23 protein-coding genes and 1 other annotated feature are annotated in these 22434 nt (G+C 32.8%); of the genes, 9 read left to right on the plus strand and 14 right to left on the minus strand.

Going from position 1 to position 22434, the window contains the following annotated elements; all coding sequences use genetic code 11:
- The coding region (locus ACFSCX_RS11470; protein WP_377928394.1) for an ATP-binding protein at positions 1–132 on the plus strand (132 nt) is incomplete at its 5' end.
- Positions 133–540: 408 nt separating this feature from the next.
- Positions 541–810 carry a hypothetical protein gene (locus tag ACFSCX_RS11475; protein WP_377928372.1) on the plus strand — a complete coding sequence of 90 codons (270 nt, stop codon included), beginning with the start codon at positions 541–543 and terminating at the stop codon, positions 808–810.
- 413 nt (positions 811–1223) lie between these two features.
- Here the strand turns inward: ACFSCX_RS11475 and ACFSCX_RS11480 are convergent, their stop codons facing one another.
- The 3 genes from ACFSCX_RS11480 to ACFSCX_RS11490 all read right to left on the minus strand — a co-directional run bounded on the left by ACFSCX_RS11480 (position 1224) and on the right by ACFSCX_RS11490 (position 3284).
- Complete coding sequence (locus ACFSCX_RS11480; RefSeq protein ID WP_377928373.1) at positions 1224–1979, minus strand: class I SAM-dependent methyltransferase; 756 nt, start codon at positions 1977–1979, stop codon at positions 1224–1226.
- 197 nt (positions 1980–2176) lie between these two features.
- Positions 2177–2536 (minus strand): GNAT family N-acetyltransferase, encoded by a 360-nt coding sequence (locus ACFSCX_RS11485; protein ID WP_377928374.1) that lies wholly within the window; start codon positions 2534–2536, stop codon positions 2177–2179.
- 319 nt (positions 2537–2855) lie between these two features.
- Positions 2856–3284, minus strand: coding sequence for an NUDIX hydrolase (locus ACFSCX_RS11490; protein WP_377928376.1), 429 nt, complete (start codon positions 3282–3284; stop codon positions 2856–2858).
- A 561-nt stretch (positions 3285–3845) separates the two neighbouring features.
- Here ACFSCX_RS11490 and ACFSCX_RS11495 point away from each other — a divergent pair.
- Positions 3846–4142 carry an ArsR/SmtB family transcription factor gene (locus ACFSCX_RS11495; protein ID WP_377928377.1) on the plus strand — a complete coding sequence of 99 codons (297 nt, stop codon included), beginning with the start codon at positions 3846–3848 and terminating at the stop codon, positions 4140–4142.
- 66 nt (positions 4143–4208) lie between these two features.
- Positions 4209–5267 carry a flavin-containing monooxygenase gene (locus ACFSCX_RS11500; protein WP_377928378.1) on the plus strand — a complete coding sequence of 353 codons (1059 nt, stop codon included), beginning with the start codon at positions 4209–4211 and terminating at the stop codon, positions 5265–5267.
- An 861-nt stretch (positions 5268–6128) separates the two neighbouring features.
- On the opposite strand, the gene ACFSCX_RS11505 is transcribed toward ACFSCX_RS11500, so the two are convergent.
- Together ACFSCX_RS11505 and ACFSCX_RS11510 are read right to left on the minus strand one after the other, a co-directional pair.
- A complete protein-coding gene (locus ACFSCX_RS11505; RefSeq protein ID WP_377928379.1) occupies positions 6129–6680 on the minus strand; it encodes a hypothetical protein in 552 nt (183 codons plus the stop codon).
- A 314-nt stretch (positions 6681–6994) separates the two neighbouring features.
- Positions 6995–7786, minus strand: a complete 792-nt coding sequence (locus tag ACFSCX_RS11510) for a DUF817 domain-containing protein (protein WP_377928380.1) — start codon at positions 7784–7786, stop codon at positions 6995–6997.
- Positions 7787–8352: 566 nt separating this feature from the next.
- Between ACFSCX_RS11510 and ACFSCX_RS11515 the strand changes: the two genes are divergently transcribed.
- From ACFSCX_RS11515 to ACFSCX_RS11530, 4 genes are all read left to right on the plus strand, one after another.
- The gene (locus tag ACFSCX_RS11515) at positions 8353–9387 is read left to right on the plus strand and encodes an ArsR/SmtB family transcription factor (RefSeq protein ID WP_377928381.1); all 1035 of its coding nucleotides are present in this window, start codon (positions 8353–8355) and stop codon (positions 9385–9387) included.
- A 125-nt stretch (positions 9388–9512) separates the two neighbouring features.
- Positions 9513–10493 carry an ABC transporter ATP-binding protein gene (locus ACFSCX_RS11520; protein ID WP_377928382.1) on the plus strand — a complete coding sequence of 327 codons (981 nt, stop codon included), beginning with the start codon at positions 9513–9515 and terminating at the stop codon, positions 10491–10493.
- Positions 10490–11272 carry an ABC transporter permease gene (locus ACFSCX_RS11525; protein WP_377928383.1) on the plus strand — a complete coding sequence of 261 codons (783 nt, stop codon included), beginning with the start codon at positions 10490–10492 and terminating at the stop codon, positions 11270–11272. The genes ACFSCX_RS11520 and ACFSCX_RS11525 overlap by 4 nt, the downstream gene beginning before the upstream one ends.
- Before the next feature lie 3 nt (positions 11273–11275).
- A complete protein-coding gene (locus ACFSCX_RS11530; RefSeq protein ID WP_377928384.1) occupies positions 11276–12064 on the plus strand; it encodes an ABC transporter permease in 789 nt (262 codons plus the stop codon).
- 317 nt (positions 12065–12381) lie between these two features.
- On the opposite strand, the gene ACFSCX_RS11535 is transcribed toward ACFSCX_RS11530, so the two are convergent.
- The 7 genes from ACFSCX_RS11535 to ACFSCX_RS11565 all read right to left on the minus strand — a co-directional run bounded on the left by ACFSCX_RS11535 (position 12382) and on the right by ACFSCX_RS11565 (position 20351).
- On the minus strand, positions 12382–13425 hold the full coding sequence (locus ACFSCX_RS11535) for an aldo/keto reductase (protein ID WP_377928385.1): 1044 nt from the start codon (positions 13423–13425) through the stop codon (positions 12382–12384).
- 261 nt (positions 13426–13686) lie between these two features.
- Positions 13687–13842: a DUF3221 domain-containing protein gene (locus tag ACFSCX_RS11540; RefSeq protein WP_377928395.1), complete on the minus strand. Its 156-nt coding sequence runs from the start codon at positions 13840–13842 to the stop codon at positions 13687–13689.
- A 262-nt stretch (positions 13843–14104) separates the two neighbouring features.
- The gene (locus ACFSCX_RS11545; protein ID WP_377928386.1) at positions 14105–14686 is read right to left on the minus strand and encodes a hypothetical protein; all 582 of its coding nucleotides are present in this window, start codon (positions 14684–14686) and stop codon (positions 14105–14107) included.
- A gap of 1081 nt (positions 14687–15767) precedes the next feature.
- Positions 15768–17444, minus strand: coding sequence for a glutamine--tRNA ligase/YqeY domain fusion protein (locus tag ACFSCX_RS11550; protein ID WP_377928387.1), 1677 nt, complete (start codon positions 17442–17444; stop codon positions 15768–15770).
- A gap of 80 nt (positions 17445–17524) precedes the next feature.
- Positions 17525–17784, minus strand: a binding site (T-box leader).
- 158 nt (positions 17785–17942) lie between these two features.
- Positions 17943–18593, minus strand: a complete 651-nt coding sequence (locus ACFSCX_RS11555) for a hypothetical protein (RefSeq protein WP_377928388.1) — start codon at positions 18591–18593, stop codon at positions 17943–17945.
- 282 nt (positions 18594–18875) lie between these two features.
- Positions 18876–19742, minus strand: coding sequence for a hypothetical protein (locus ACFSCX_RS11560; protein WP_377928389.1), 867 nt, complete (start codon positions 19740–19742; stop codon positions 18876–18878).
- 39 nt (positions 19743–19781) lie between these two features.
- On the minus strand, positions 19782–20351 hold the full coding sequence (locus ACFSCX_RS11565) for a nucleotidyltransferase family protein (RefSeq protein WP_377928390.1): 570 nt from the start codon (positions 20349–20351) through the stop codon (positions 19782–19784).
- 396 nt (positions 20352–20747) lie between these two features.
- Here ACFSCX_RS11565 and ACFSCX_RS11570 point away from each other — a divergent pair, with 396 nt between their 5' ends.
- Complete coding sequence (locus ACFSCX_RS11570) at positions 20748–21281, plus strand: DUF2179 domain-containing protein (RefSeq protein WP_377928391.1); 534 nt, start codon at positions 20748–20750, stop codon at positions 21279–21281.
- Positions 21282–21376: 95 nt separating this feature from the next.
- Here the strand turns inward: ACFSCX_RS11570 and ACFSCX_RS11575 are convergent, their stop codons facing one another.
- Together ACFSCX_RS11575 and ACFSCX_RS11580 are read right to left on the minus strand one after the other, a co-directional pair.
- Positions 21377–21691, minus strand: a complete 315-nt coding sequence (locus ACFSCX_RS11575) for a hypothetical protein (RefSeq protein WP_377928392.1) — start codon at positions 21689–21691, stop codon at positions 21377–21379.
- Positions 21692–21748: 57 nt separating this feature from the next.
- Entirely contained in the window at positions 21749–22174 is a 426-nt protein-coding gene (locus tag ACFSCX_RS11580) for a hypothetical protein (protein ID WP_377928393.1), read from the minus strand.
- Positions 22175–22434: the final 260 nt, after the last annotated feature.

Genomic DNA, 22434 nt, shown 5'->3' on the forward strand with positions numbered 1-22434 from the left:
GGAGATCAAGCTATTACAACCGCTATTTTAGATAGAATCCTTCACCGTGTGGAGATCATTCATTTAAATGAAGATAGTTGGAGAATGAAACATAGATCAACGATTTTTGAGCAACAAAGTGTTTCAAATTAATAAGCAGAATTTGTGTCATTCTACTTGACGGTCACAATTAGTTACTTACTATTTTTTATAATTTGAATTTACCACAGTATTTATCGTTTAACAATAAAAAATTATTAATTACTTTAATTTTTTTGTTGTTTTTTCACAAACAAAAAGCATTCCAAAAATCATAGAAATGCTTTAAAAGTTTAACTATTCATTTTTGCTGACTATAATAAAGTTCTGTTCTATCACCGGTTATTAAAAAATGTCTTTTCTTATTTTAATACCATAGAGTTCAAGTACGATATAGAAAAGAATTAGCCATAGCTGATCCACATATTTCTATTCAATGATTTCCTCATTATCGGTTCTAAATCCCCATATTATGTATATTTATAGGTTTGTACAGATCTATTCAAATAGGGGGGACAATCAATGAAGATTATTATCCTTATTCTACTAATTATTATTGGATTCATATTATTATCGATCTTAATCTCATATTTTGGAAAGAACAAAGGTAAATCAATACAAGTTCTTACATTTCATTCATTTATGAACCCATCAACTTACAATCATTTTGATGAAAAAACAGATGATAAGAATACAATATTAGATAAGATAAATGATTTTTTGGGAGAGGATTTTAAGGATGATGGTGGTGACCAAGATGATTTTGATGGAGATGATGCAGGAGGAGAGTAAGTAAGCCAGTTTCTCCCAGATAAAAGCTATTCACCTTCCATGCTCTAGAAATATCGTCACTGAAACAATGAATGATAATTTTACTGATCAGCGTAGATTTGTTCAAGTTACCCCCATCCATTAATCAATGCATCTATCTTTTGACTCTCTCATTTTCAAGCGAATAGATGGGATCTCTATAATGTTTTCATTTATCAATAAAAAAGAGAAATATATGTTCATGGTAGTCCAATAATGTAAAATACGATTCATATTTACCGAAAGAAATCTTATCTTAGAAGGATCTCTTTCGACCCCTTGAACATTGTTATTTCCTTTGTTTAGGTATCTTTCATTTTCTTTACACACCTGTCACTACATAAAGAAAATATACCAGCTGCTCCTTGATTCCTACCCTAATATAATATTATTAATTAGTATTTAATGGCTTTAATAATCATTGTCGTAGGAAATCTTTTCGCTTTATGTAAAGAATAATAACGGTCTGTTATGTCTTCATTTTTATTATCATAACTAGCCGATACATCACTTTCTATTACAGAATCAATCGTAAATCCTGCCTTTATCAATTCATTTATGTAGGTACTCATTTTCCTTTTCGGGATTACCATGGGAGCTTCCTCACCTTTAAAATTTGGGTACACGATTGTTCCTTCGTCCTGATAGGATCCATCCAGATACAATTGTCCATCTTGACTTTTAATGTGAACGTACAAGGGATGGTCCCAACTAAAAATAAAGCTTCCCCCTGGCTTTAAGTAAGAATGTATCAATTTTAGAGTAGATGATAAGTCTGTAGTCCAACCAATGGCATAAATTGAATACACAATATCAAAGTATGATTTAGGCAATCCAATGTCCTGTTCCATTGGTGAACAGTATAAATGGGCAAGTGAATCTTTTAGAGTTTCACTTGCTGTCTTTATTTGAGTTTCTGACAAGTCAACACCCCATAATTCACAAGCCCCTTTTTCAAACATATACTTTAAAGAATGCCCACTTCCACACCCTATATCCATTACTTTCTTGCCTTTAATTTCATCAAAAAGTTTTAGTTCATCCTCTGTTTGGGTATATGGACCGTAACTTGGCAATGCATCCTTTCCAATAAAATGATGAGCTACCTTATTCCAACTACTCTTATTTTGATTTAAAGTTTTAATCTTCACAACATCACTTCTTTCTATTTATTTCTACACTAGTTTCAAATCCCTATTGGGGATCTTTCTCCAATTAAGAACGCATTACTCTTCCAATAATTTACTTGCCATAATCAATTAGTGTTTCTAAAAGTTCATTTTAAATATTTCTTAAATCCCTTACTTACAGTACCATCATATCCTTCCCTTTCGAAAAACTGATGAGCTCATTGCCGTTTCGAATCACTTAATAGCATAATCCTATGGCAATCTATTGATTTACAATATTCCTCTACATATTGTAATAGTTTATGTCCCACTTTGTCATTTCGATGATTTTCATGAACAATAATGTTTTCTACTACTCCATAAGGACTTTTTCCATGCAGGGCTTGTAGACATATGTTCAATGTAAGTGTCCCTAGTATTTCTCCCTCTTCATCGTAAACCAACAAAAAGTTGTTTGGGTCCATTCTTATTTTATCAATTTGTTCCTCAAGAACGTTTCTTTTCTTACTATTTGGTACTAGCATTCGATAGAGTTCTGAAATTTGCTCTTTATCGAATCTTTCTGCTTCACGAATCATAAACAACTCAACTCCCCATCCAAAACTTATTTAGGCTCATTTCATATTTAATAATGAATATAACTCTTGCTATATCAGTTACTAACGATCCTTTGTTGGTGTTAAAGCCTCTTTCTCATAAATAAAAACAATTACTTAATCCATTAAATAAAATTTTTATCTCTTCTAGAACTAAATAACATCCTCACTTCCGTTCATTTATAGGAGATATTACTTAATCAACCTTTAATAATTGTCGGATAGCTCTGTCCCACTGACTCATAATGACTGATTACAAAGTGTTTTTTATTGAGACATTCTATTATTTTTTATCATGAGTCTATTCTTTTGACTTTAGCATCTCAGCCAGTTTTATAGATTCTTTTAAGTAAATAGGTGTTTTGGGATGACTAAGTACTTCTTCTGAAGTGAGCCATAATACATGCTCTACTTCTTCTGGGCTTTTAGGAAACGCCTCACCAGATTCAAGTTCACAAAGAAAAACGATATCAACTACATGTTCACTCTTATCAGTTACAAAAGATGTACTGTGGACATAATCCAATTTGTCTTTTACTTTTACACCGACTTCTTCAAATATCTCACGCCTTAGCGTTCTTTCCAAAATATCTGAGGTATTTCCTTCCATATCCACCTTACCACCAACAAGAGAAAGCAAACCGCCTGCGTGTTCCTCTTTTTTACTTCGTTCAATAATTAGCCACTTATCATTATTCCATATCGCACCTTCAACATTTACAATAAACATTAGTTGAGTTTCCTCCCAATATTACTTTTATTATTTCTACTACATTTATTTTTGCCCTTTTAATAAGTCCATTATCAGTATTAAATAACCATCCTATTTATCTATACATATCAATAAGCTCTTCTAGTATTCTTGAGTATATTTCAGGTTGCTCTCTGTGTACTAAGTGTGAAGCAAACGGTATTATTGCTACATGAATTTGATGATTCTGTTCTGAATGATTAATTCCATTTTTTCTTTATCCATATATTGTTAATACGCTTTTAGAGATAAAAAGTTTCATTTTTCCCATGAAAAACATATATAGAGTTCTCATTATCATATACAATACTTCCTAAATAATAGAAAAACCAGCACTAAACCTACATTTTCAGATTGACCAAACAACTTTTACTGTTATGGAACTTTGGTATATCAATTAAGCAATTTTTTTACTACTCGTTCAGTTCTGCTATTCTACATGAAAGACTTGCATTGACTTTAGATTGTTAGTTATTTATACTTTACAATATGTAAAAATGTTTAAACCTATTTATTCTAATGAAAATAAAGGAGAAAGTTATGGATAATCAAGAAGAAATTTTACGACTATTGGATGCAGTCAGCGATCCCATAAGAACACAATTGATATTCTTAATAGGTCAACATGGTCGAATGAATGTAACAGATATTACAGCACATTTTGCTCTTAGCCGTCCCGCAATTTCCCATCATTTGAAGGTCCTAAAGGATGCTGGAGCGTTATCTAGTAACAAGAAAGGTCAAGAAGTATTTTATGAACTCAACAGAAGACAAGTGGTTACTGCACTACGTACATTAGCAGATTCGATAGAAGGTTGTTGTCCATATACAGATTAATCTGTATTCTTTTATCCGTTATGTAAATAAGTTTAAACTAATTTAATTAATGATGGGGTGAAAATTATGATATACGATGCTCTTGTAATAGGAGCTGGGCAAGCCGGACCTGCAACTGGATATCATCTGAAAATGAAGGGACTTTCATTTCTGATCTTGGAAGGAAATACTCAACCTGTAGGGTCATGGCCTTTCTATTACAATAGTCTAAAATTGTTCTCACCAGCAGGTTACTCCTCACTGCCAGGGATGAAATTCCCTGCACCTCCGAATACTTATCCGACTAAAGAAGACGTCATTTCCTACCTAAAAGAATATGCCGCGTACTTTGAACTCCCTGTTAAAGTTGGTACACGAGTTAATCGTGTAATTAAAGACGGCGATATCTTTACAGTTTTTACAGAAACCGGATCATACCAAGCTTTCTCCCTAATTAGTGCGACCGGATCTTTTAGCTCTCCAAATCGTCCATATATATCGGGACAAGAGATATTTTGTAAACCTATTAATCATTCAAGCGAGTATCACGATGCCACTCCATTTGAAGGAGAGCGTATCGTTATTGTCGGTGGACGAAATTCAGCGGTCCAAATCGGAGTAGAAATATCCAGAATAGCAGATGTTACTTTGACGAGCAGAAAACCAATCAACCTTATTCCTCACAGTATACTCGGCCAAGATATCCACGTATGGGCCAGATTATCAGGCCTGGATAAGCTTCCACTTGGTCATTGGATAAGGTTATCTGAACCTAGGACGGCTATTGACATCAGTGGATATAAAGAAGCATTTCAAGCTGGAATGCCGGATTGGAGACCCATGTTTTCTCATTTGACTAGAGACGGAGTTCAATGGAACGACGGTATGAAAGAGGAAGTGGATCGCATTATCCTTGCCACTGGATACCGCTCGAACTTTTCATATTTATCTCGTATAGGTGCACTAGAGCCGAGTGGAAAAACTATCCAAAGAGCTGGTATAAGTCTAAATGTCCCTGGACTTTACTATGTTGGAATATCGGGACAAAGATCAATATCTTCTGCTACTTTGCGAGGCGTTGGAAGTGATGCGAAATATGTGATAAATAATGCTGTTAGACACCTGAAAAAGATAAAACAAGGGTGAATGCAATGAAATATATTTTAATAATGTATTTACTTATTACTTCAATTATTTTTTTCTTTGGGATCATTCACATTGCTGTCGCACCTTTTTTTTATGAACGGCTCTCAAAAGAATCATTATGGTATGTATCTGGCGGGCTTTCGCTGATCTTGCTTTCTTTCTTGAACTTCATCTTGTATCATACCGGTAACATGGATTGGATTGCTTTACTGATTATCCATCTGAGTAATTCAGCTTCAATATTTTTCCTAGTTTTATTAATTATCGTATATAGGGTACCTCATGTGATTCTTCTTTTGTTTCTTTGTATATCTTTGTCTATATTGGCTTTGGTACTTTTTCCAGTTTGGTAAGAAAAAGATAAAAGATCAATCTATGTTTTACAATTGGATGTAGGGACTTTTTACCAACTTGGCTAAGTGAAGAAAGCTAATGTGAGTAGTTTACCGAGATTTTTCATATTTCATAAAGATACAGCATTAGCTTAGTATCTTTAATCTTTAGTTAAAAAAAATCCACCCGTAAGTGAACGGGTGGTTTTCTCTGCGGCAGAAAGCCTTTGTTATTAACCAAACCAAATAGGGTTGCTAAAAAGTTTACCAATTGTGCTATTTCTACTGACCAGTTCTCAACAGTTCTTCGCTTATTTGTAATAGAGTTGGATTATGGTGAAAATGGTTGGATTATTAATTTTTCTATCTAATCATCACAAAAAATTGAAATCCTCAATTTTTTCGTAAAAACTAATCGAATCATACATCAGGCTACGAATCCTATTCCATTTATAGGAATGTTTTGGTTGACAACCGAAGCATTTTAGCAACCTCGGCAAAGATATTTCATACCACTCAAACTTAAACGTTATTCCTTTAATGGAATCGTTGTTTCAACTTTGCTTTGTCTAATAATAACATTGTTAATTTGGTCTGATACATCTTTATCAACTTTAAAAACAAATGTCCTTGGGGTTGCGTCAGCAGTACACGGAATATCATGTTCATAAAGCTCAAAATACATATTTTTCCTTTTAATAGATATATTTATCTCCTCAAATAAATATGGACAACTTCCTGATTCTGTAACTCCTATAAAGAAAACATGATGATCTTCAAAATTTACTTCTGCAATTTCTTGATTAAATTTGAACAAGTTCGATGTATTTATGTAATTGAGCTTATCTGTAACTTTTAAAACAATGTAACCATGTAAAGGGACTTCTTTTCTTTGAAATACTACATCATCGTAGTTAGATGGAAACGTCTTTTCACTCAAAATCAGTTCAACATTATCATTTTTCTTTTGTGCATTTCCTTGATTTTGTTTTTTGTAAACAATTTTATCATCATTAATGTTACATCCATTAATGATTAGAGTAATTGTTACTACCAAAATAATTCTTAGGAACCAATACATTTCATATCCTCCTTTCGTTATTTCACATTTGCGCATCTTAAAAAAACACTGGACATTGTTTCATTAGGCATAAATTGCTCAGCGTTGTTTTAGTTAGTTATTCCCGTAATATATCCAGACCAAAAGTGAATTTTACTAAACTTTTATTAAATAGTTCCATTGTTAAATTACTTACTTCAAAAAAATAAGGGTCGATCACCTTCTTGAAAAATTCATCCGTAAGAAAAATAGTGTCTCCACAGAAGTACCAAACTAAAAACTAATAAAGTCGAAATCCTTTTTATGTAAAGGATTCGACTTTTTATCAAGAACAATTATAAACTGTGACTAGTATCTACCGTAGTGTAATTTTTCCCTTTAACCTGCTTTAATGTCGCAACTATAAGAAAGCTAACAATTACTAATAATAGCCATGAACTTACCTTCCCGAGATGAACGAGACTCCAAGCTTCGGTTTGGTTTGGATATTCCCAAGCTCCAAAGAACGTCGCGATATTTTCGGCTATCCATATAAAAAATCCGATGAGTACAAAAGATAGTGCGATTGGCATACGGTAACGAGTTCCATTAACCTCGTATGTAACCCATGATTGCCAAAAGACGATAATAACAAGTCCAGATAGCCACCATCGGACGTCAATCCAAAAATGATGAGTAAAGAAATTCAAATAAATCGCAGCTGCTAGAGGTACAACAACTAAAAACGGTGGCCACCTAACCAATTCAACCTTAAACCTCCTCCACGCCTGGCAAAGATAACTCGCTACACTAGCGTACATGAATCCGCTATATAAAGGCACTCCAAAAATTTTGAAATATCCTTCCTCTGGATAAGACCAGGAGCCCATATGTACCTTGAAAAGTTCAAGAATAAGTCCTATAACGTGGAACAATGTAATAACCTTTAGTTCATCCCGTGTTTCAAGTCCAGAATGAACCATCCACCATTGCATTAGAAGGCAAATGATGAGTAGAAAATCATACCGTGGTATGAAGGGAATTGCTATGATTTGTGTAAAAGCCAGAGAAGCAAAAATAACGACAGGAAACAAACAAGATAAGGCCTGCTCAAAGCCAAAATGAACGAATTGTTTTAGTGCTCTCATGATTTTGCCTCCAAAATGTTTTTTCTGAATATAGTAAGACTTAGTTTTTGGGTGTCTTCATACCCTCGGTATTCAAAATGGTCTCCTGGCTGACAATAAAAAGCCGTAACTGGAGTTCCAATAAGAAAAAGTTTCATAAAAAACACCTATCTATCCCATTGTTAATTTATCACATTTATTTATTGTTTATCAATAAATATTTATTTATTTTAGTAATATTTTTACTGATAAATATTTATTATTAGAAGATAAATTTCATTCCTCATTTTATAAAAGCTTTATAAAACGTAAATCTACCAAAACATCTTTATGAAAAAGTCCAATCACAGTTCCTTATTCATAATTTATATAGTTTCCCCATCCTTTAGTCCTATAGTAAATTCATTCATAAGTAATGGCTTCTCCTACCTAAATATTTTGTGTAGAATTTCAGTCTTGTTTTTCCAGATATGGTAGTATGGCTTTGTTAAATATATATATTTAATAATATAAGATAAATATTTTTACAAGTATCTTTTATTAGATGATTGTCTTATAATAAACATTGAAAGAAGTGAGGTGTTGATATGGCAATAGAATGGAATAACCGTACAAAAACACAAGACGTGGTGGTGGAGCATTTACATTCACCAGTCGTAGAGACTATTTCGTTTATTTCGTCTTTACTTAATTCAGAAAAAGATAAAGAGCTTGGCACAAAATATAATCAATTACAGAAGGAACTTGATTCAAGATCAATTGAATTCCTACGTTATTTGGAATTACATACAGATTGGAGTTTCACATTTCTCTATAATTTCTTCATTCCTTTTCCCTATTTTCATGAAGTAGAATTGTTTCTCCAAGAGATTTCTACTCTTAGTGATTTTGATTTTTTGTATCATTTTTTTGGAGAGTCTATTCCTAAGAAGCTGCTTGTCGAATTGATTGAGAATCCACAAAAGACAATGGTCACAGAGGATTCAATTTGGTGGGAATCTGATGATCAGAAAGCAAAAATGGAAGAAATAGTAACAACTTTACCTAATTTTCGAGAAAGCCTTTATTCACTTCTTATTAATGTTCATCAATCTAATACATTTCAGGACGAACTTACGAAAATAAGTAAACTAGCCCAACACTCAATTGAAAAAGTCAAGGCCATGGAAATGGAACCTCTAGCTTTAGCACAATATTTAATGGGAAAAACGTTCAGACGTACAAGTGTATATGAAATGTATTACTTTATTCCTTCCTACTTCTACTCTACTTATCGAACCCGTATTTTTGATTCGAAGATTTGTATTGTAATATACGGCGTGAATGCACCACTTGTTGATTTTAGAGAAAAAAGTGCAGAACTTGAGCTGCAATTAAAGGCTCTTTCTGATCGAAATCGAATACTCATCCTAAGAATGCTTGCAAGAAGAAAGGAATACGGTGCTAAAATTGCAGAATACCTTGGTATTACAACTGCAACTGTTTCACACCACCTTGAACTTTTGAAGAAAGCTGGTTTTGTGAAAGAAGAAAAGGTAGGTACAATTAAATATTTTTCATATAATCAAGAACATGCCGAAACAACGTTAAAACAATTACACGACTTTATAAATTTAGAGTAATCGTCTAATCCACCATAGGGATTAGGCTTTTTTTGTGGCAATTTTAAAAAAAATGATGGTTGACTTCCCCATCTATTATAATATAATCATCTTATAAGATAATTATCTAATATTGGAGGGTCTATATGAATGATCATGTAATTGAAGTTTCTAATGTTACTCGTTCCTACACAACAGAAGTAGGTCTATTCAAAAAAGAAAAAAGGAAGGTAGATGCTTTAAATGGAGTTTCATTTTCTGTTAAGAGAGGAGAAATATTTGGATTACTAGGACCAAATGGTGCTGGAAAGACTACCATGATTAAAATACTGTCAACGATGCTGATTCCCCATTCAGGTAAAGTATCTATTTTAGGACTTGACCCTGCAAAAGACCATATTCTTTTGCGACCAAAAATTAACTTTATACTTGGAGGAGAACGAAACCTATACTGGCGCCTATCTGCCTATGACAATCTATCTTATTTTGCTGATTTATATAAAGTCCCTAACTCTATAAAGAAAAAGAGAATAATAGATTTACTAACCTTAGTAGGTCTAGAAGATGTTGCCCATCAGAAGGTTGAAACCTTCTCAAAAGGAATGAAACAACGATTACAAATTGCCAGAGGGCTTATAAACAATCCCGACATTTTGTTTCTTGATGAGCCGTCAATAGGACTTGATCCTGTTAGTGCTAGACAGCTTCGAGAAATTTTACGGGATCTTAATAAGCAAGGTACAACCATTTTACTTACCACTCATTACATGTTTGAAGCAGACGAACTATGTGACCGTATTGCCTTTATTAATAAAGGTAAGTTGATTGAAATTGATACTCCATCTAATTTAAAGAAGAAAGTAGACAACCTGTCCATTATTGAATGTACGCTCTTAGGAGCATCACAATCACAAATAGACACTATAAAAAATCTCAAAAGTATTCACAACATACAAGTGAATCATCATGATTTTACATATGTCTTACGTGTACAAACAAATGAACCTCAGCTTGTTGTACCGTTTATTTACGACTCGATGAAAAATTGTGTGATAACGGATTTAACGATATCCAATCCAACACTTGAAGATGTATATGTAAAAACGATTGGAGAGTTTGTATCATGATATTAGCTAAGTCCCTACTTCATACCATTCTTGTTCATATGAAATTATCTATTGCAAGACCCATGTTTAAGTTCATTATTTGGATTTCTCCCCTTTTCTTTTCAACTATAGCCATTTTTATATATGGAACAGACTCGGCAGAAACGTTATTTCACTATGTCGTATTAGGTTCAGGTTTTATGGCTCTTTGGTCTTCCATTGTTTTTTCATCTGCAAGTGATGTGAACAGAGAACGATTTTATGGAACACTTGAGATTATTTTTATCTCACCTATACCGTTTGCAAGTACCTTAATAGGGAAAATTATTGCCAATACGTTATGGGGCCTTATATCGATGATTTTGTCATTTATTTATTTAAAAATTGTGTTTCAACTAGATCTTGTCTTTTATCACCCTTGGCTATTTGTGATTGCACTTGTTTTTGTATTACTAGCATTGTCTGTTTTCTCGTTCTTTTTAGCACTTGTTTTTACACTTTCTAGACAAGCGGAAGCACTAATGAATTTTATAGAGTATCCAATCTATTTAGTGTGTGGTTTTTTGTTTCCCATTTCCTATTTACCAAACTGGGTCCAAGGTATTTCATACATCTTGCCACCTACATGGGCAATCCAATTATTACGAGACGTGACGACTGAATCGCTATCATTGCAGTCTGTAACGATCTCTTTTACTGCCATTATTTTGCTTACATTGTTGTACATTTTCATTGGGATTTTTTGCTACCAATTAATGGATAAAAAAGCCAGAACTAGTGGGAAATTGGGGGTTTATTAACGAATGGAAGCCGTTCAACGTTTTATACGTCATAGTTTTCTATCCTATAAAGCATTATTTGGCTGGCTTGATCCGAAGGTATATTTTTTAGTGATGGTGTTGAATCCTATCTGTCAGCTACTTTTCTTCTCCACTTTAGTCAACTATGTGTACAAGGGAGAAAATTTATTGGGCTATGTTGCAGCAAATGCTTTACTTCTTTGTGTTTTAAATGCAGTATTTGGAATTATGTCAGTCATAACTTCGGATAGAAGGATGGGAACCCTTCACCTTGTAATGAGCACACCAACCAATAAAGTGAGTTTATTTCTGTCAAGATCTGTTGCCCATGTCATTAATGGGCTTGTAACGGCAGCTATTGGACTATTGTTTGGACTCCTTCTCTTTCAGCTAACGATCTCATTTGAAGCAAGTCTCTTATTGTTGTTGATTTGGGTGTGTTCTATCTTTTCAGCATGCGGGCTTGGTCTTATAGTTGGAAGCTTCTGTCTCTGGTCACCTTCCATGCACCTTTGGTCCAATTTACTGGCAAGCCTGTTACTACTAGTGAGTGGCGCTAACTACCCATTATCGAGTATGCCAGATTGGCTGCAGCTTCTAGGTCAGTTTACACCTTTAACGAGAGGGGTACAGCTTACGAAGGACATCTTAAACGAAGGGCACTATTCGAATGTTTTACCTCTTTTAGGTGAAGAGTTGCTATTAGGTTGTGTATTTTTTGCCATTAGCATTTCTCTACTTAAAATTGCGGAATATCAGTCACGTTCAAAAGGAACAATGGAACTTGATTAAAACCTGAAGATAAAGATAGAAATGAGAATATTTTAGAAACTATAACTAGTTCCATCAATTCAAGGAATATAAATTATTTTAGAATTTTAATTCCTCTTCCATTTACCGTATTCGTAACTGATCCTAAATCATTACTATTACTATCTACACATTTGCACAGTTCAAATGGTGAAATAGTAGGGACTGTCCAAAAAGTCAATTAACTGACCTTGGGTAGTCCCTCTTATTTCTAGTCCAACCTACCATATTTTCACAGGGCTATTTTAACTGTAGCATTCAATAATTTCAAGAGATTCAACAGTAGCTGATCGTATTGCTTATTCAATAGGTGATGAAGATTTCCTAATCAGCTCCATATTTTTAATAACATGCTCCACATTTTTCATACCAACCATTACTGAGTGAATGAAGGGGTCATGTAATATTGACAACAGGATCTTATATGGATTTTCACCTTCATGAATTAATTTACCTAAATTAAATGGAGCACTTGTCACAACCGTTAAACCCAATTTTTGGGCAGCTTCTAAAACAGAATATGATTCTCTATTAACCTCTTGATTCTTACGTGTTTTTGCTTCATCCATATACGAATTATATGGGCATTGAATAAACTTAAAATGATGATCATCACCAATCGCTTCTTTTAAGACATTGACCACTTTCTCTAGTGAAATATATCCTGCTTCACTAGGATTGCACAACAGCCCACTCCATGTTGCAAGCCCGTAGTATTGAATATTCCCTTTACTTACTTGTTCTTCAAAAGATATAAATAACATTTTTAATTTTTCATAAAAAACTTCAGGTCCTACTACCTTCAGAGATATCTCTGGATTGTGAATGTAGTAGATGTCTATAGTATCAAGCCCAAGGTGCATTTTACTTTTTTCAATTGCAAACTCATAATAGGAAGGGACTAAAACGTGGCGATGGTGTTCGACAATGTTTAAATCAGATTGTTTTATGATTCCCCCCTCCAGTAGGATTTTTTGTAAATATTCAGTAGGTATTAGCTTTGCATCAATATCTCCTGGTATTAGACCAGCTTTAGAAGAAATCACAATCTCACTTCGTTTTATTAGCTTTTTTTCATTTATGAGACGTGATAATACGACCCCTAAATCACGTTCTGACCTCATTCCCCGATAGTTAATTGCTGTGTCAATATAGTTTATTCCGTTTTTTAATCCATACTCAATGGAGGTTTGATAAAGCCTTGAATCAGTCTCATCCATATTACCAAGGTGAGTTCCAATTGCAATTGGTGAGAAAGAAAACCACTCCGTTTCACTGTTAACAATTCTATTCCTATCTAAGTAATTGACAGTATCCTTATATGTGGCATAACCGCTTATCATATTTCCCTCTCCTTTACACCTTTAAATGTCTAAAACTAATACTAATGCTTTTAGAATAAAATAAAAGACTGAAAATAATTGGATGGAAATGGTATAATGTACTTAAGGAATAAAATGGGCAGTTCCTGAAATAATTCAGTGCTGCCCATTCTTTATTTTAATTAACTTTTTAAGCTCTTAAAATATAGCGTATAAGCTTGTTGTAGAAGGCACCAGTAGTTAAAGAAGGGAATGACAATTCTAATCCGTATTCATCAATCTTCAATATACTATCTCAATCTTTGCTGCTCCTCCTTGAGGAGGATTTGACTCTAACAGTTCTCCATTAATCCAGACCTTTATTTTCCCGATTTTCAACTCATGAAAATCATTTGTTTCATTCACCGAAATCCATACCTGGTCCGTACTATGATCTATATCAAGTCTCTATCTACATCAATGGATAAAAGAACTCTAGGTTTAGTTATTTGAACAGGAAACTACTATTGAAACTAGAACTAAGGAAAAAAGTAAAGAGAAAAGTAGCCTTATAATTAAAATTACAATCTTTCCTCCTTAATTACAAAATATTTACCTTTTTTCCCGTTCATAATAAAAGCAGCTTTGCAAAAGCTTCCACGTTTATTCAAATCAAATGACTGAATTATTAAGGAACAGTAACAAAAATCCTCTTACTTACTTATTTGAAATTATTAAGCTCAAAACGTCCAATTTCTTCATCTTCTACATAAATTACTAATGATGCTTCACGTGCATGTTCTACTAATTTATCTAATTGCTCATCTGATGGTACAAGTCTTATTTCGGGATTTTCCTCTAATGCACCTAAATCATAATCAATATGATATTCTCCTTCTTGATTTGGTTCAAGAACCGGGATACTTACTTTACCCATGCCCAATTTTGCTTCCTTTCTTTCTTCTTCATTATAGATATTAAACCCCATAACATCTTTTGAAATTTCTATTAGTTTCTCGTTGGGTTCAATGAACACTTTTAGTCCATCTTCGTACTCATATGTTTCTTCATTCAGGTTTTCTTTTCCACCCAGAGTTTCTTCACCTATGTTTTTTAACACAAAATAATAACTTAATGTAAGAGGCTGTATATATTCCCCTTCCTTTTCTCCAGAAGTAATACGCATTCCGCCTGACCGATCATCATTAATATTGACAGATAAACTTTTCATTTCTAAAGATTGTTTAGCCGAACATCCTGATAAAATGATTAAAACTATAAAAATAACTGAAATTAACCTCATACATTCAACCTCCTTAAAGAACATCCATTTTCGTCTATATTTCACCATAATACCCATGTAATCTTTACTTCAAACTGTAAATGGCATTCTCCTTCAAGAAAAATGGCAATCATTCCCAAAACATTGAGTGTATTGTGTTAATGTATTGGTTCAATCGTTTCTAGACGCCCTTTGTTTGGAAACTTTCTATTCCAACAATATAGCCAAATCCATATTATACTTAGCACTTCACCTTCTTAAAGCAGAACAATTACCTACTTAATTCTCCTTATGATACGTATTAAGTAGTAAAGAATTATCCAAGGTAAAATGTATTGAGTAATCCATTGAAATATAACGATCATCCCTAACCAGCCAGTAAAATTAAAAAATGGAACATATTCAATCAGAATATAAGAGGATAAGACGAGCAACAGAATAATGAAGAAAAAGGTAATATAATTTTTCATAACTCTCCCCTTGAAGCGTTTACGATAAGTATATCACTTTTAGGAAATATTTAGGTTTAAAAACCCAATAAAGGCTCCGTTAATAAAATTAGTGACAGCTATAGTTGGAAATTTAGAGCCGATTTTTTGATTAGTGTTTAAAAATTTTTTTTAGGAAGTAAAGAGTTAAATCATCATTATTTGCAAATTGAGCATATTGTTCTAACTGTTGTCCCTTATATTAGACACCTGTACCATCCGTACTTATTATGTTACAGAAGTAATAAAATGATGGATGTGGGAGAGACAAATGCAAAAAAAACTATTACTGCCTCTCATTACTTTCTTGTTGAATATAATACCCTTCAAACCATTCTGATGGTTTATGCCACTTCTATGTTGCAAATCCATTAACATAGTCTACAATATCGCTTATAAGCATTGAATTCAAAGTAAATAGGGTCATGAAAAAAGTAAAACGATCCGAATTCATGCTCAGTAAAATGATAAACCAAGAAAATCAATATATATTTAAGCAGCTGAAAAAGCAACGAGTCTTGAAGACCTCGTTGCTTCTTACCACTCACTCTTTAAGGACAATTTTTGCACATTATAATAGAGTCATAATTATACAAAGCTATCCCTTCCTACTTTTAGCTTTGTTTTCCTTTCCAGGAATCCTTCAGTGAGACAATTCTATTGAAAATAAACTTTTTGTCTGTTGAGTATTTATCTAAACAAAAATAACCGTGTCGGAAAAATTGGTACCTATCCTCATTGTTCATATTTACAATACAAGATTCTATTTTGCAATTCTCTAGAACGATCATGGATCTTGGATTAACCTTTTCATTCCAAGTTTTTTGCGTATCCTTCACAATCTCTTCATTATGAAATAATTTATCGAATATATTTACATTAACTGAAACACAATCTTCAGCTGAAACCCAATGAATAGTTCCCTTTACTTTTCTAGCTGTAAAACCTGTTCCGCTTTTAGTGATCGGATCATACGTACATAGAAGTTCAATAACCTCTCCTGTACCCTCATCCTTTATTACCTCATTACACTTAATAATGTAGGCACCTTTTAATCTAACTTCCGAATGTAGAGACAGTCTTTTATACCCTTTAGTTGGAACTTCCATAAAGTCTTCCTTTTCAATATAAATAACTTTAGAAAAAGGCACCTCCCTGTTTCCTAGTTCAGGATTCTCTCTATTATTTTCAATCGATAAAAGGTCAGCCTTATTTTCATCATAATTTGTAATCGTTACTTTCAAGGGATTTAAAACAGCCATTATACTTTTCACTTTTGTTTTTAGCTCATTTCGGAGTATGCTTTCAAGTATCGTAAAATCAACTGTGCTCTGATGTTTGACAAAACCAATTTCATTTACAAAAATTTTAATACTTTCAGGGGTAAAGCCTCTTCTTCTGAGACCTCTTAAAGTTGGTAATCTAGGATCATCCCATCCATCTACTAAATTTTCTGTAACCAACTCCCGCAAATACCGTTTACTTGTTACAACACCAGATATATCAATTCTTCCAAATTCTCTTTGTTTTGGTGGGTACTTTATTCCTAGCTCTGTTAATACCCATTCGTATAAAGGTCGATGATCTTTGAATTCTATCGAACATAATGAATGGGTAACCCCTTCCATGGCATCTTGTATTGGGTGTGCAAAATCGTACATCGGATATATACACCATTCCTTACCCGTTCGATAATGACTTGCGTGAATAATTCTATATAAGACAGGATCTCTTAAGTTAATATTTGGCGATTCCATATCAATTTTAGCTCTTAACACCTTCGAACCAGCCAGAAATTCACCCTTTTTCATCTTTAAAAATAATTCAATGTTTTCCTCAACGGGTCTATTTCTAAATGGACTTTTTTTACCAGTCTCTGTCAAAGTCCCTCTGTATTCCGTCATTTCTTCAGGTGATAAATCACAAACAAATGCTTTACCCATTTTTATTAAACTCATTGCCGCATTAAATATTTCATTCGAATAATCGGATCCATAGAATATTTTAGCAGGCGAATATCCTAACCAATTCATATCTTCAATAATTGCATGGACATACTCACTTTCTTCCTTTAGAGGATTGGTATCATCAAAGCGGAGGTTAAATTCCCCCTTGAATTTTTGGGCGATCATATAATTCATATTGATTGCATAGGCACTTCCAATATGGAGATAACCGTTTGGCTCAGGGGGAAACCTTGTGCAAACTGTTCTTCTATAAGAACCATTCCTTACATCTTCCTCAACAATCCTTTCAATACTATTGAAAATCCCTATCTTCTCTTCGTTCATTTTTATCCCTCCATTAAACAATAATTTTGCTTTGTTTTTTGATTCAATAAAAAAAATCCCACCCCCAAGACTATTTCAGCCTTGGGGACGAGATTTTATATCGTGGTGCCACCCCAGTTTATTAATATGTCTCCATATTAACCTCTTCAGGTACGGTATTGAAAAATACTTATACCCTAGCTCTATAACAGGAGCTCCTGTCACATTATCGCTCTACATAATAGATTCCAATGTAAATGCTCAGAGTCTTGGTTCAATAAATAATTCTTACCCCCTTTTCAGCATCAGGGAGCTCTCTGTAAAGAATAAATTTATTTACTCTTCTCTTCATCGCGTTTTCATTATTATGATATAAATTACCCAATATAATATCAACGTCATTAGCATTTGTAAAGATATTTTTATGTAAATACTCCCAAGTGTAGAAAACACAACAACAATAACTTTCTCAACTAGATTCTTTTATTCAACCCCTATTCCCTCGATACTTGGTCATCATTAGTTATATTTTAACAATTCTTCAAAGTACTTTGAATATGCATCATCATCATTTTTTATTGAATATTTCTCTTTGATTTTTATAAGTACCTTTTTTCTTGATATATCCCTTCGGATACTCTCATATATAACCGAATCATCTTCTAGATCCTCTAACGCTTTTCCAATAGAATTTGCATACGCTTCATAGAGCATAAATAAAACAGCTTGTTGAATACTAAGGGTCTTTAATTCATCTAGGATTTCATCTTTCATAACTTCAATACCATAAATCGTTTCAGCATAGTTTATTTCCTTTTTATATTGCTCCATTGATTGGTGTGCTTTTAATAATAATTCTGGATCAGTTTCATTTTGATTTGGAGTGGAATTTATTTTAGATGCTACTATGTAAAGAATAAGCCACTCTTCTAATGGCTGCTCAATATTTTTCATTTTTTCAACTTTTGACCTTGACTCTTTAAATAGAGATTGTAAATCAAGACTAGTATCATCATCAATTTCCTTTGGTGAATGACTTTCTAAATTTGGTGTTGAAGTATTCTTAATCTCTGTTTGATGTAGAGTATTCTTATTATCATTCTTATCAGTAAATTGAATGATAAGTAAAAATGCTCCAGTAAGTATTAAGGTAATTATTATTTTCCGCATCATTCTACCTCCCATAAAATTCCTTTATAAGGATTCTATATTCCAATTGTAAATCCCTTTAAATGAAAGTCTCTAACCCTTAGTGGATTAGAGCACATTAGATTATTCTGGCACTTCTATAGAGCTTCACCCTAATATCTTTCTAATAATAATAGCTTTACTACGGATTATTGCTGGTTAATTGTTAGAAGTAAGAACAATAGATAAGCTAACGACTAAGGAGAATTTTATGTTTACAAAAATTAAAAATACCACAGCCATTTTTACTGTGGTGAATGTAGTTTAGTTTAGTAATTTAAGCATTTTTTCATATTCTTTACTATCTTTCTCAAGAATACTTCCTTGTCTCGATGTTATTGTTACAGCGCTCCCTTCCGTATTACGAAGGAAAATAAGATATTCTTTTCCTACTTCAACACTGTTTGGTAAAAGTAGAGAATGTACGTTTACTAAGTTCCCATTTTTATACGCCTTATTTACACGATATCCAACTATTGCTAATCCATTATTTACCGGTGTTACTTCTGTAACAGTGATGATAACAATATGATCAGCTTTATCTACCAGGTCTTTTTCATTTAACTTATCTACAGATTGTTTGTTGATTTTTTTCTTTTTATTATAGTTCGCTTGTATATATTTTTTCAACTCACCATAGTTATTGAACTTCTCTTCAACAAAAGGTGGTACATAGGTCTTTTTGAAAACATCGACTAATCTCGCTAATGTTCCATCTTCCTCAACTTTAATTACAAATTCTTCATTTAAAACAAAGAAATCTTGGTCGTACAGATTAGAACTGAAATCTTTTAAAAATAATAGGTACTCTTTATCCATTTCAAGAATATTTTTTTCAGCTGTGTACACTAATATTTCCTCTGGTGTACCACCTAGAACTGAATCACTAATGGTAACTTTGTAAACATCTCTTGTATTATTTAATTTCTCAAACGCATTAATAGTTCCCAAAACAACATGATCAGAATATTTTTCGATTGCATTCTTTAAAGTCATTTCTTGTTCTGTAATCCCGTGTACAAGTTTATTCATGTGAATTTCATTTAATTCTAATTCTTTAGAAGTACTTAAGGCACAACCGCTTGAAAAAACTATTGTGAGTATCGCCAATAGGAGAGTGTTTTTATACATATCTTACTCCTTATTTCTAATAATTTTGTTTTATAACTTTCAATTATTCCTCCTTTTTAGCATTAATAAGTTTACTACCCTTTCTTTTACATCAAATGGTAAAGGTTGCAGCAGAGCTTCTTCTAACAATCTTGGATGTGTTATGCCTTTTGATTTCAAATGATTTTCAATAAGATCAGCTTTTTCTTGTTTCCCAGGGATTAGACAGTACAAGATATACCAGTCTTCTAGTGAACATAAAGGAATGTCCACTCCATTTATCTTCTTATGGGCCACAATTGATTCCGATTTAAGTGATAATTTATATACACCTTCTGTGTGCTGTATCGCAAATCCACCCATAATATCAATATCTATATTTTGGATACTATATTTAGTGAAATACGTTGTAAGGAAAGGTGTAGACCGTTTTGCTTGTTTTGATATTCCAATGAACGATATAACCTCATTTAATTGGATGGCATTCGTTTCACTAACCAAAATATCAATATCATTAGGTTTATCAATTAATTGATAAAAATTAAGTAAAAGAGAACCACCTACTCCCCAAGTAAACTTCAATTTATTGAACCTGTCCCCTATAATAGATAAAGTTTCTAGCACATTCATTCTCCTTACATATTTCTATTTTAAGTAGCTAATCAATTTGGCTAATTTCATTTTTTGCTAAATCACTCCTGCTCATTATTTCAACAAATTAGGAAATATTCCTGCTGGATCAGTGCCTGTTCCTTGGTACATAGTCGCCACCGTGGCGATCCTTATGCTCTATTTACCATTAATAGATGTTTCATAAGAATGGTCACTTTCCCATGCTTGCGAGAATTATGTTTATGTTTCTATTTTTTAATTAACTATCTAATGAGAAAGGGAGATTTATCGGATATATATGACGGTATTTAAACCCCTGATGGCAACTATTCATGAATTCGAAGTTTTTGTTAATGCTAAAAGAAGGACTCTGAAATTTAACGAGAACTAATCCTTAAAGAAAGGACGATTACATTGCCTAGCATCCTTTTGATTTTTATATTACAAATTATATTAGTACCGATATTATCCCTCCGAATTATTTTTGTTGTTAAGAATATGAGCATTCTTGCTTCTATTTTTGGATTTATGGAAGCCTTGATTTATGTGTTTGGTTTATCCATTGTCCTTAGTGGTGATCAAAGTATAGCTGAGATGCTTGTTTATGCTACGGGATTTGCAGCCGGTATATATTTAGGTGGTTATATTGAAAATAAATTGGCTTTAGGGTACACAACCCTCACTGTTAACTTAATGAATATGAATATTGAGCTTGTTTCAGCTTTGCGTGAAAGTGGGTTCGGAGTGACGGTATTCGAAGGAATGGGAAAAGAAAGTGTCCGTTATCAACTTCAAATTTTGACAAAAAGAAGTGTGGAAGAAAAATTAATAAATATGATCGAGCAATATGAGCCATATGCATTTATAATTTCCTATGAGCCACGGAAATTTAAAGGGGGTTATCTTCTAAAGTCCATGAAAAGGAAAAAGAAAAGCAAAACAAATTGAGAAAGAAGCTAGGCTTAACTATTCGCCTACTTTCATCTTAAAGCTGTTAAAGTTTAGCTCTGTTTTTGAAGAATCACTGTTCTTCTAATTAAGGTTTATTTGTAAATTTGTATCCATTTCTTTCGTTTTATACATAAGATAGTAATCAAAGCAGCTTCGCCCACAACTAATAAACCTATGCCTAACACTAATCCTCCGAAGAACAGAAATTCATTTACACTCCATGCGAAGAAATACCATCCTACTATTGCAAACAAACCTAAAGCTAAGTTGATAGCACCAGCAATTAATGCATGGGGTAGGAACAATCCCGTTTTTCTAATCATAGTCGAACCATATTTAAAACTTATAAAAGTAGCTACAATCAAAAAAATAACATAAATAGTCATAGTTACATCTATTTCACTCATACAATCCCCCGCTAACATAAGTTTTTACCATATAAAATCCAAGTTCCTCATTAAAAATTATTTTTTTATAAATGTATTCCATTCATCTAAATATTTATTGTTACTGATTATTAACTCTTTAGAAAGTACTTCCATATTTTTTAAATTATATATAACAACATAACTTCCAAAAGGATCTTTATTTTTGGCTAATCCTCTTTCAAATCTACATATACCTTTTGAATTTACTTTAGAAGAAAGTACACTTATATAATCGTGATCAACAAAAGACTCAAGAACAGGGTCATAGTGTTCTAATTTCTCTTGCAATAATTTAGTAACTTGTTCCATTCTATTTTCTATTAAACTTTGATTTTCTATTTGTTTTTCAGACAGATAAGTCATTAATATTATCCCTAGCAATCCGAATACAACAATACCAAGAAACTTTACATTTTTTTTAATTTCTCCCACCTCATTAATTATTTTACCATTATTAACCAACTTTTCACACTCCTTCTTGATAAAACAAAAGGACCAATCGCTACTGATCCCAGAATTTCTTAATAATACTCACGAAAAGGGTACCTTCAAAATTATTCTTCTGTTTTGAGCAATTTATATAAATCTGTTTGATTAAAAGTATATGAAACATCATGGTGTGACCGCTTGAAAGAGTTGACACAGTTTTTGCTTGATAAAATGCAACACTTTTTTCCAGTTAAGGACTTCCCTTTTTTATGGAAGAGTGTGTATGATGGTCT

Source organism: Bacillus salitolerans, assembly GCF_042680805.1.
GTDB lineage: Bacteria > Bacillota > Bacilli > Bacillales > SA4 > Bacillus_CJ > Bacillus_CJ salitolerans.

Excerpts from the sequence above, each read along its gene's own strand:
- ACFSCX_RS11545 (WP_377928386.1), bottom strand. The coding sequence starts at position 14,686 with ATGAGGTTAATTTCAGTTATTTTTATAGTTTTAATCATTTTATCAGGA.
- ACFSCX_RS11560 (WP_377928389.1), bottom strand. The coding sequence starts at position 19,742 with ATGTATAAAAACACTCTCCTATTGGCGATACTCACAATAGTTTTTTCA.
- ACFSCX_RS11530 (WP_377928384.1), top strand. The coding sequence starts at position 11,276 with ATGGAAGCCGTTCAACGTTTTATACGTCATAGTTTTCTATCCTATAAA.
- ACFSCX_RS11505 (WP_377928379.1), bottom strand. The coding sequence starts at position 6,680 with ATGTATTGGTTCCTAAGAATTATTTTGGTAGTAACAATTACTCTAATC.
- ACFSCX_RS11565 (WP_377928390.1), bottom strand. The coding sequence starts at position 20,351 with ATGAATGTGCTAGAAACTTTATCTATTATAGGGGACAGGTTCAATAAA.
- ACFSCX_RS11495 (WP_377928377.1), top strand. The coding sequence starts at position 3,846 with ATGGATAATCAAGAAGAAATTTTACGACTATTGGATGCAGTCAGCGAT.
- ACFSCX_RS11525 (WP_377928383.1), top strand. The coding sequence starts at position 10,490 with ATGATATTAGCTAAGTCCCTACTTCATACCATTCTTGTTCATATGAAA.
- ACFSCX_RS11485 (WP_377928374.1), bottom strand. The coding sequence starts at position 2,536 with ATGATTCGTGAAGCAGAAAGATTCGATAAAGAGCAAATTTCAGAACTC.
- ACFSCX_RS11490 (WP_377928376.1), bottom strand. The coding sequence starts at position 3,284 with ATGTTTATTGTAAATGTTGAAGGTGCGATATGGAATAATGATAAGTGG.
- ACFSCX_RS11515 (WP_377928381.1), top strand. The coding sequence starts at position 8,353 with ATGGCAATAGAATGGAATAACCGTACAAAAACACAAGACGTGGTGGTG.
- ACFSCX_RS11555 (WP_377928388.1), bottom strand. The coding sequence starts at position 18,593 with ATGCGGAAAATAATAATTACCTTAATACTTACTGGAGCATTTTTACTT.
- ACFSCX_RS11510 (WP_377928380.1), bottom strand. The coding sequence starts at position 7,786 with ATGAGAGCACTAAAACAATTCGTTCATTTTGGCTTTGAGCAGGCCTTA.
- ACFSCX_RS11475 (WP_377928372.1), top strand. The coding sequence starts at position 541 with ATGAAGATTATTATCCTTATTCTACTAATTATTATTGGATTCATATTA.
- ACFSCX_RS11550 (WP_377928387.1), bottom strand. The coding sequence starts at position 17,444 with ATGAACGAAGAGAAGATAGGGATTTTCAATAGTATTGAAAGGATTGTT.
- ACFSCX_RS11520 (WP_377928382.1), top strand. The coding sequence starts at position 9,513 with ATGAATGATCATGTAATTGAAGTTTCTAATGTTACTCGTTCCTACACA.
- ACFSCX_RS11575 (WP_377928392.1), bottom strand. The coding sequence starts at position 21,691 with ATGAGTGAAATAGATGTAACTATGACTATTTATGTTATTTTTTTGATT.
- ACFSCX_RS11535 (WP_377928385.1), bottom strand. The coding sequence starts at position 13,425 with ATGATAAGCGGTTATGCCACATATAAGGATACTGTCAATTACTTAGAT.
- ACFSCX_RS11500 (WP_377928378.1), top strand. The coding sequence starts at position 4,209 with ATGATATACGATGCTCTTGTAATAGGAGCTGGGCAAGCCGGACCTGCA.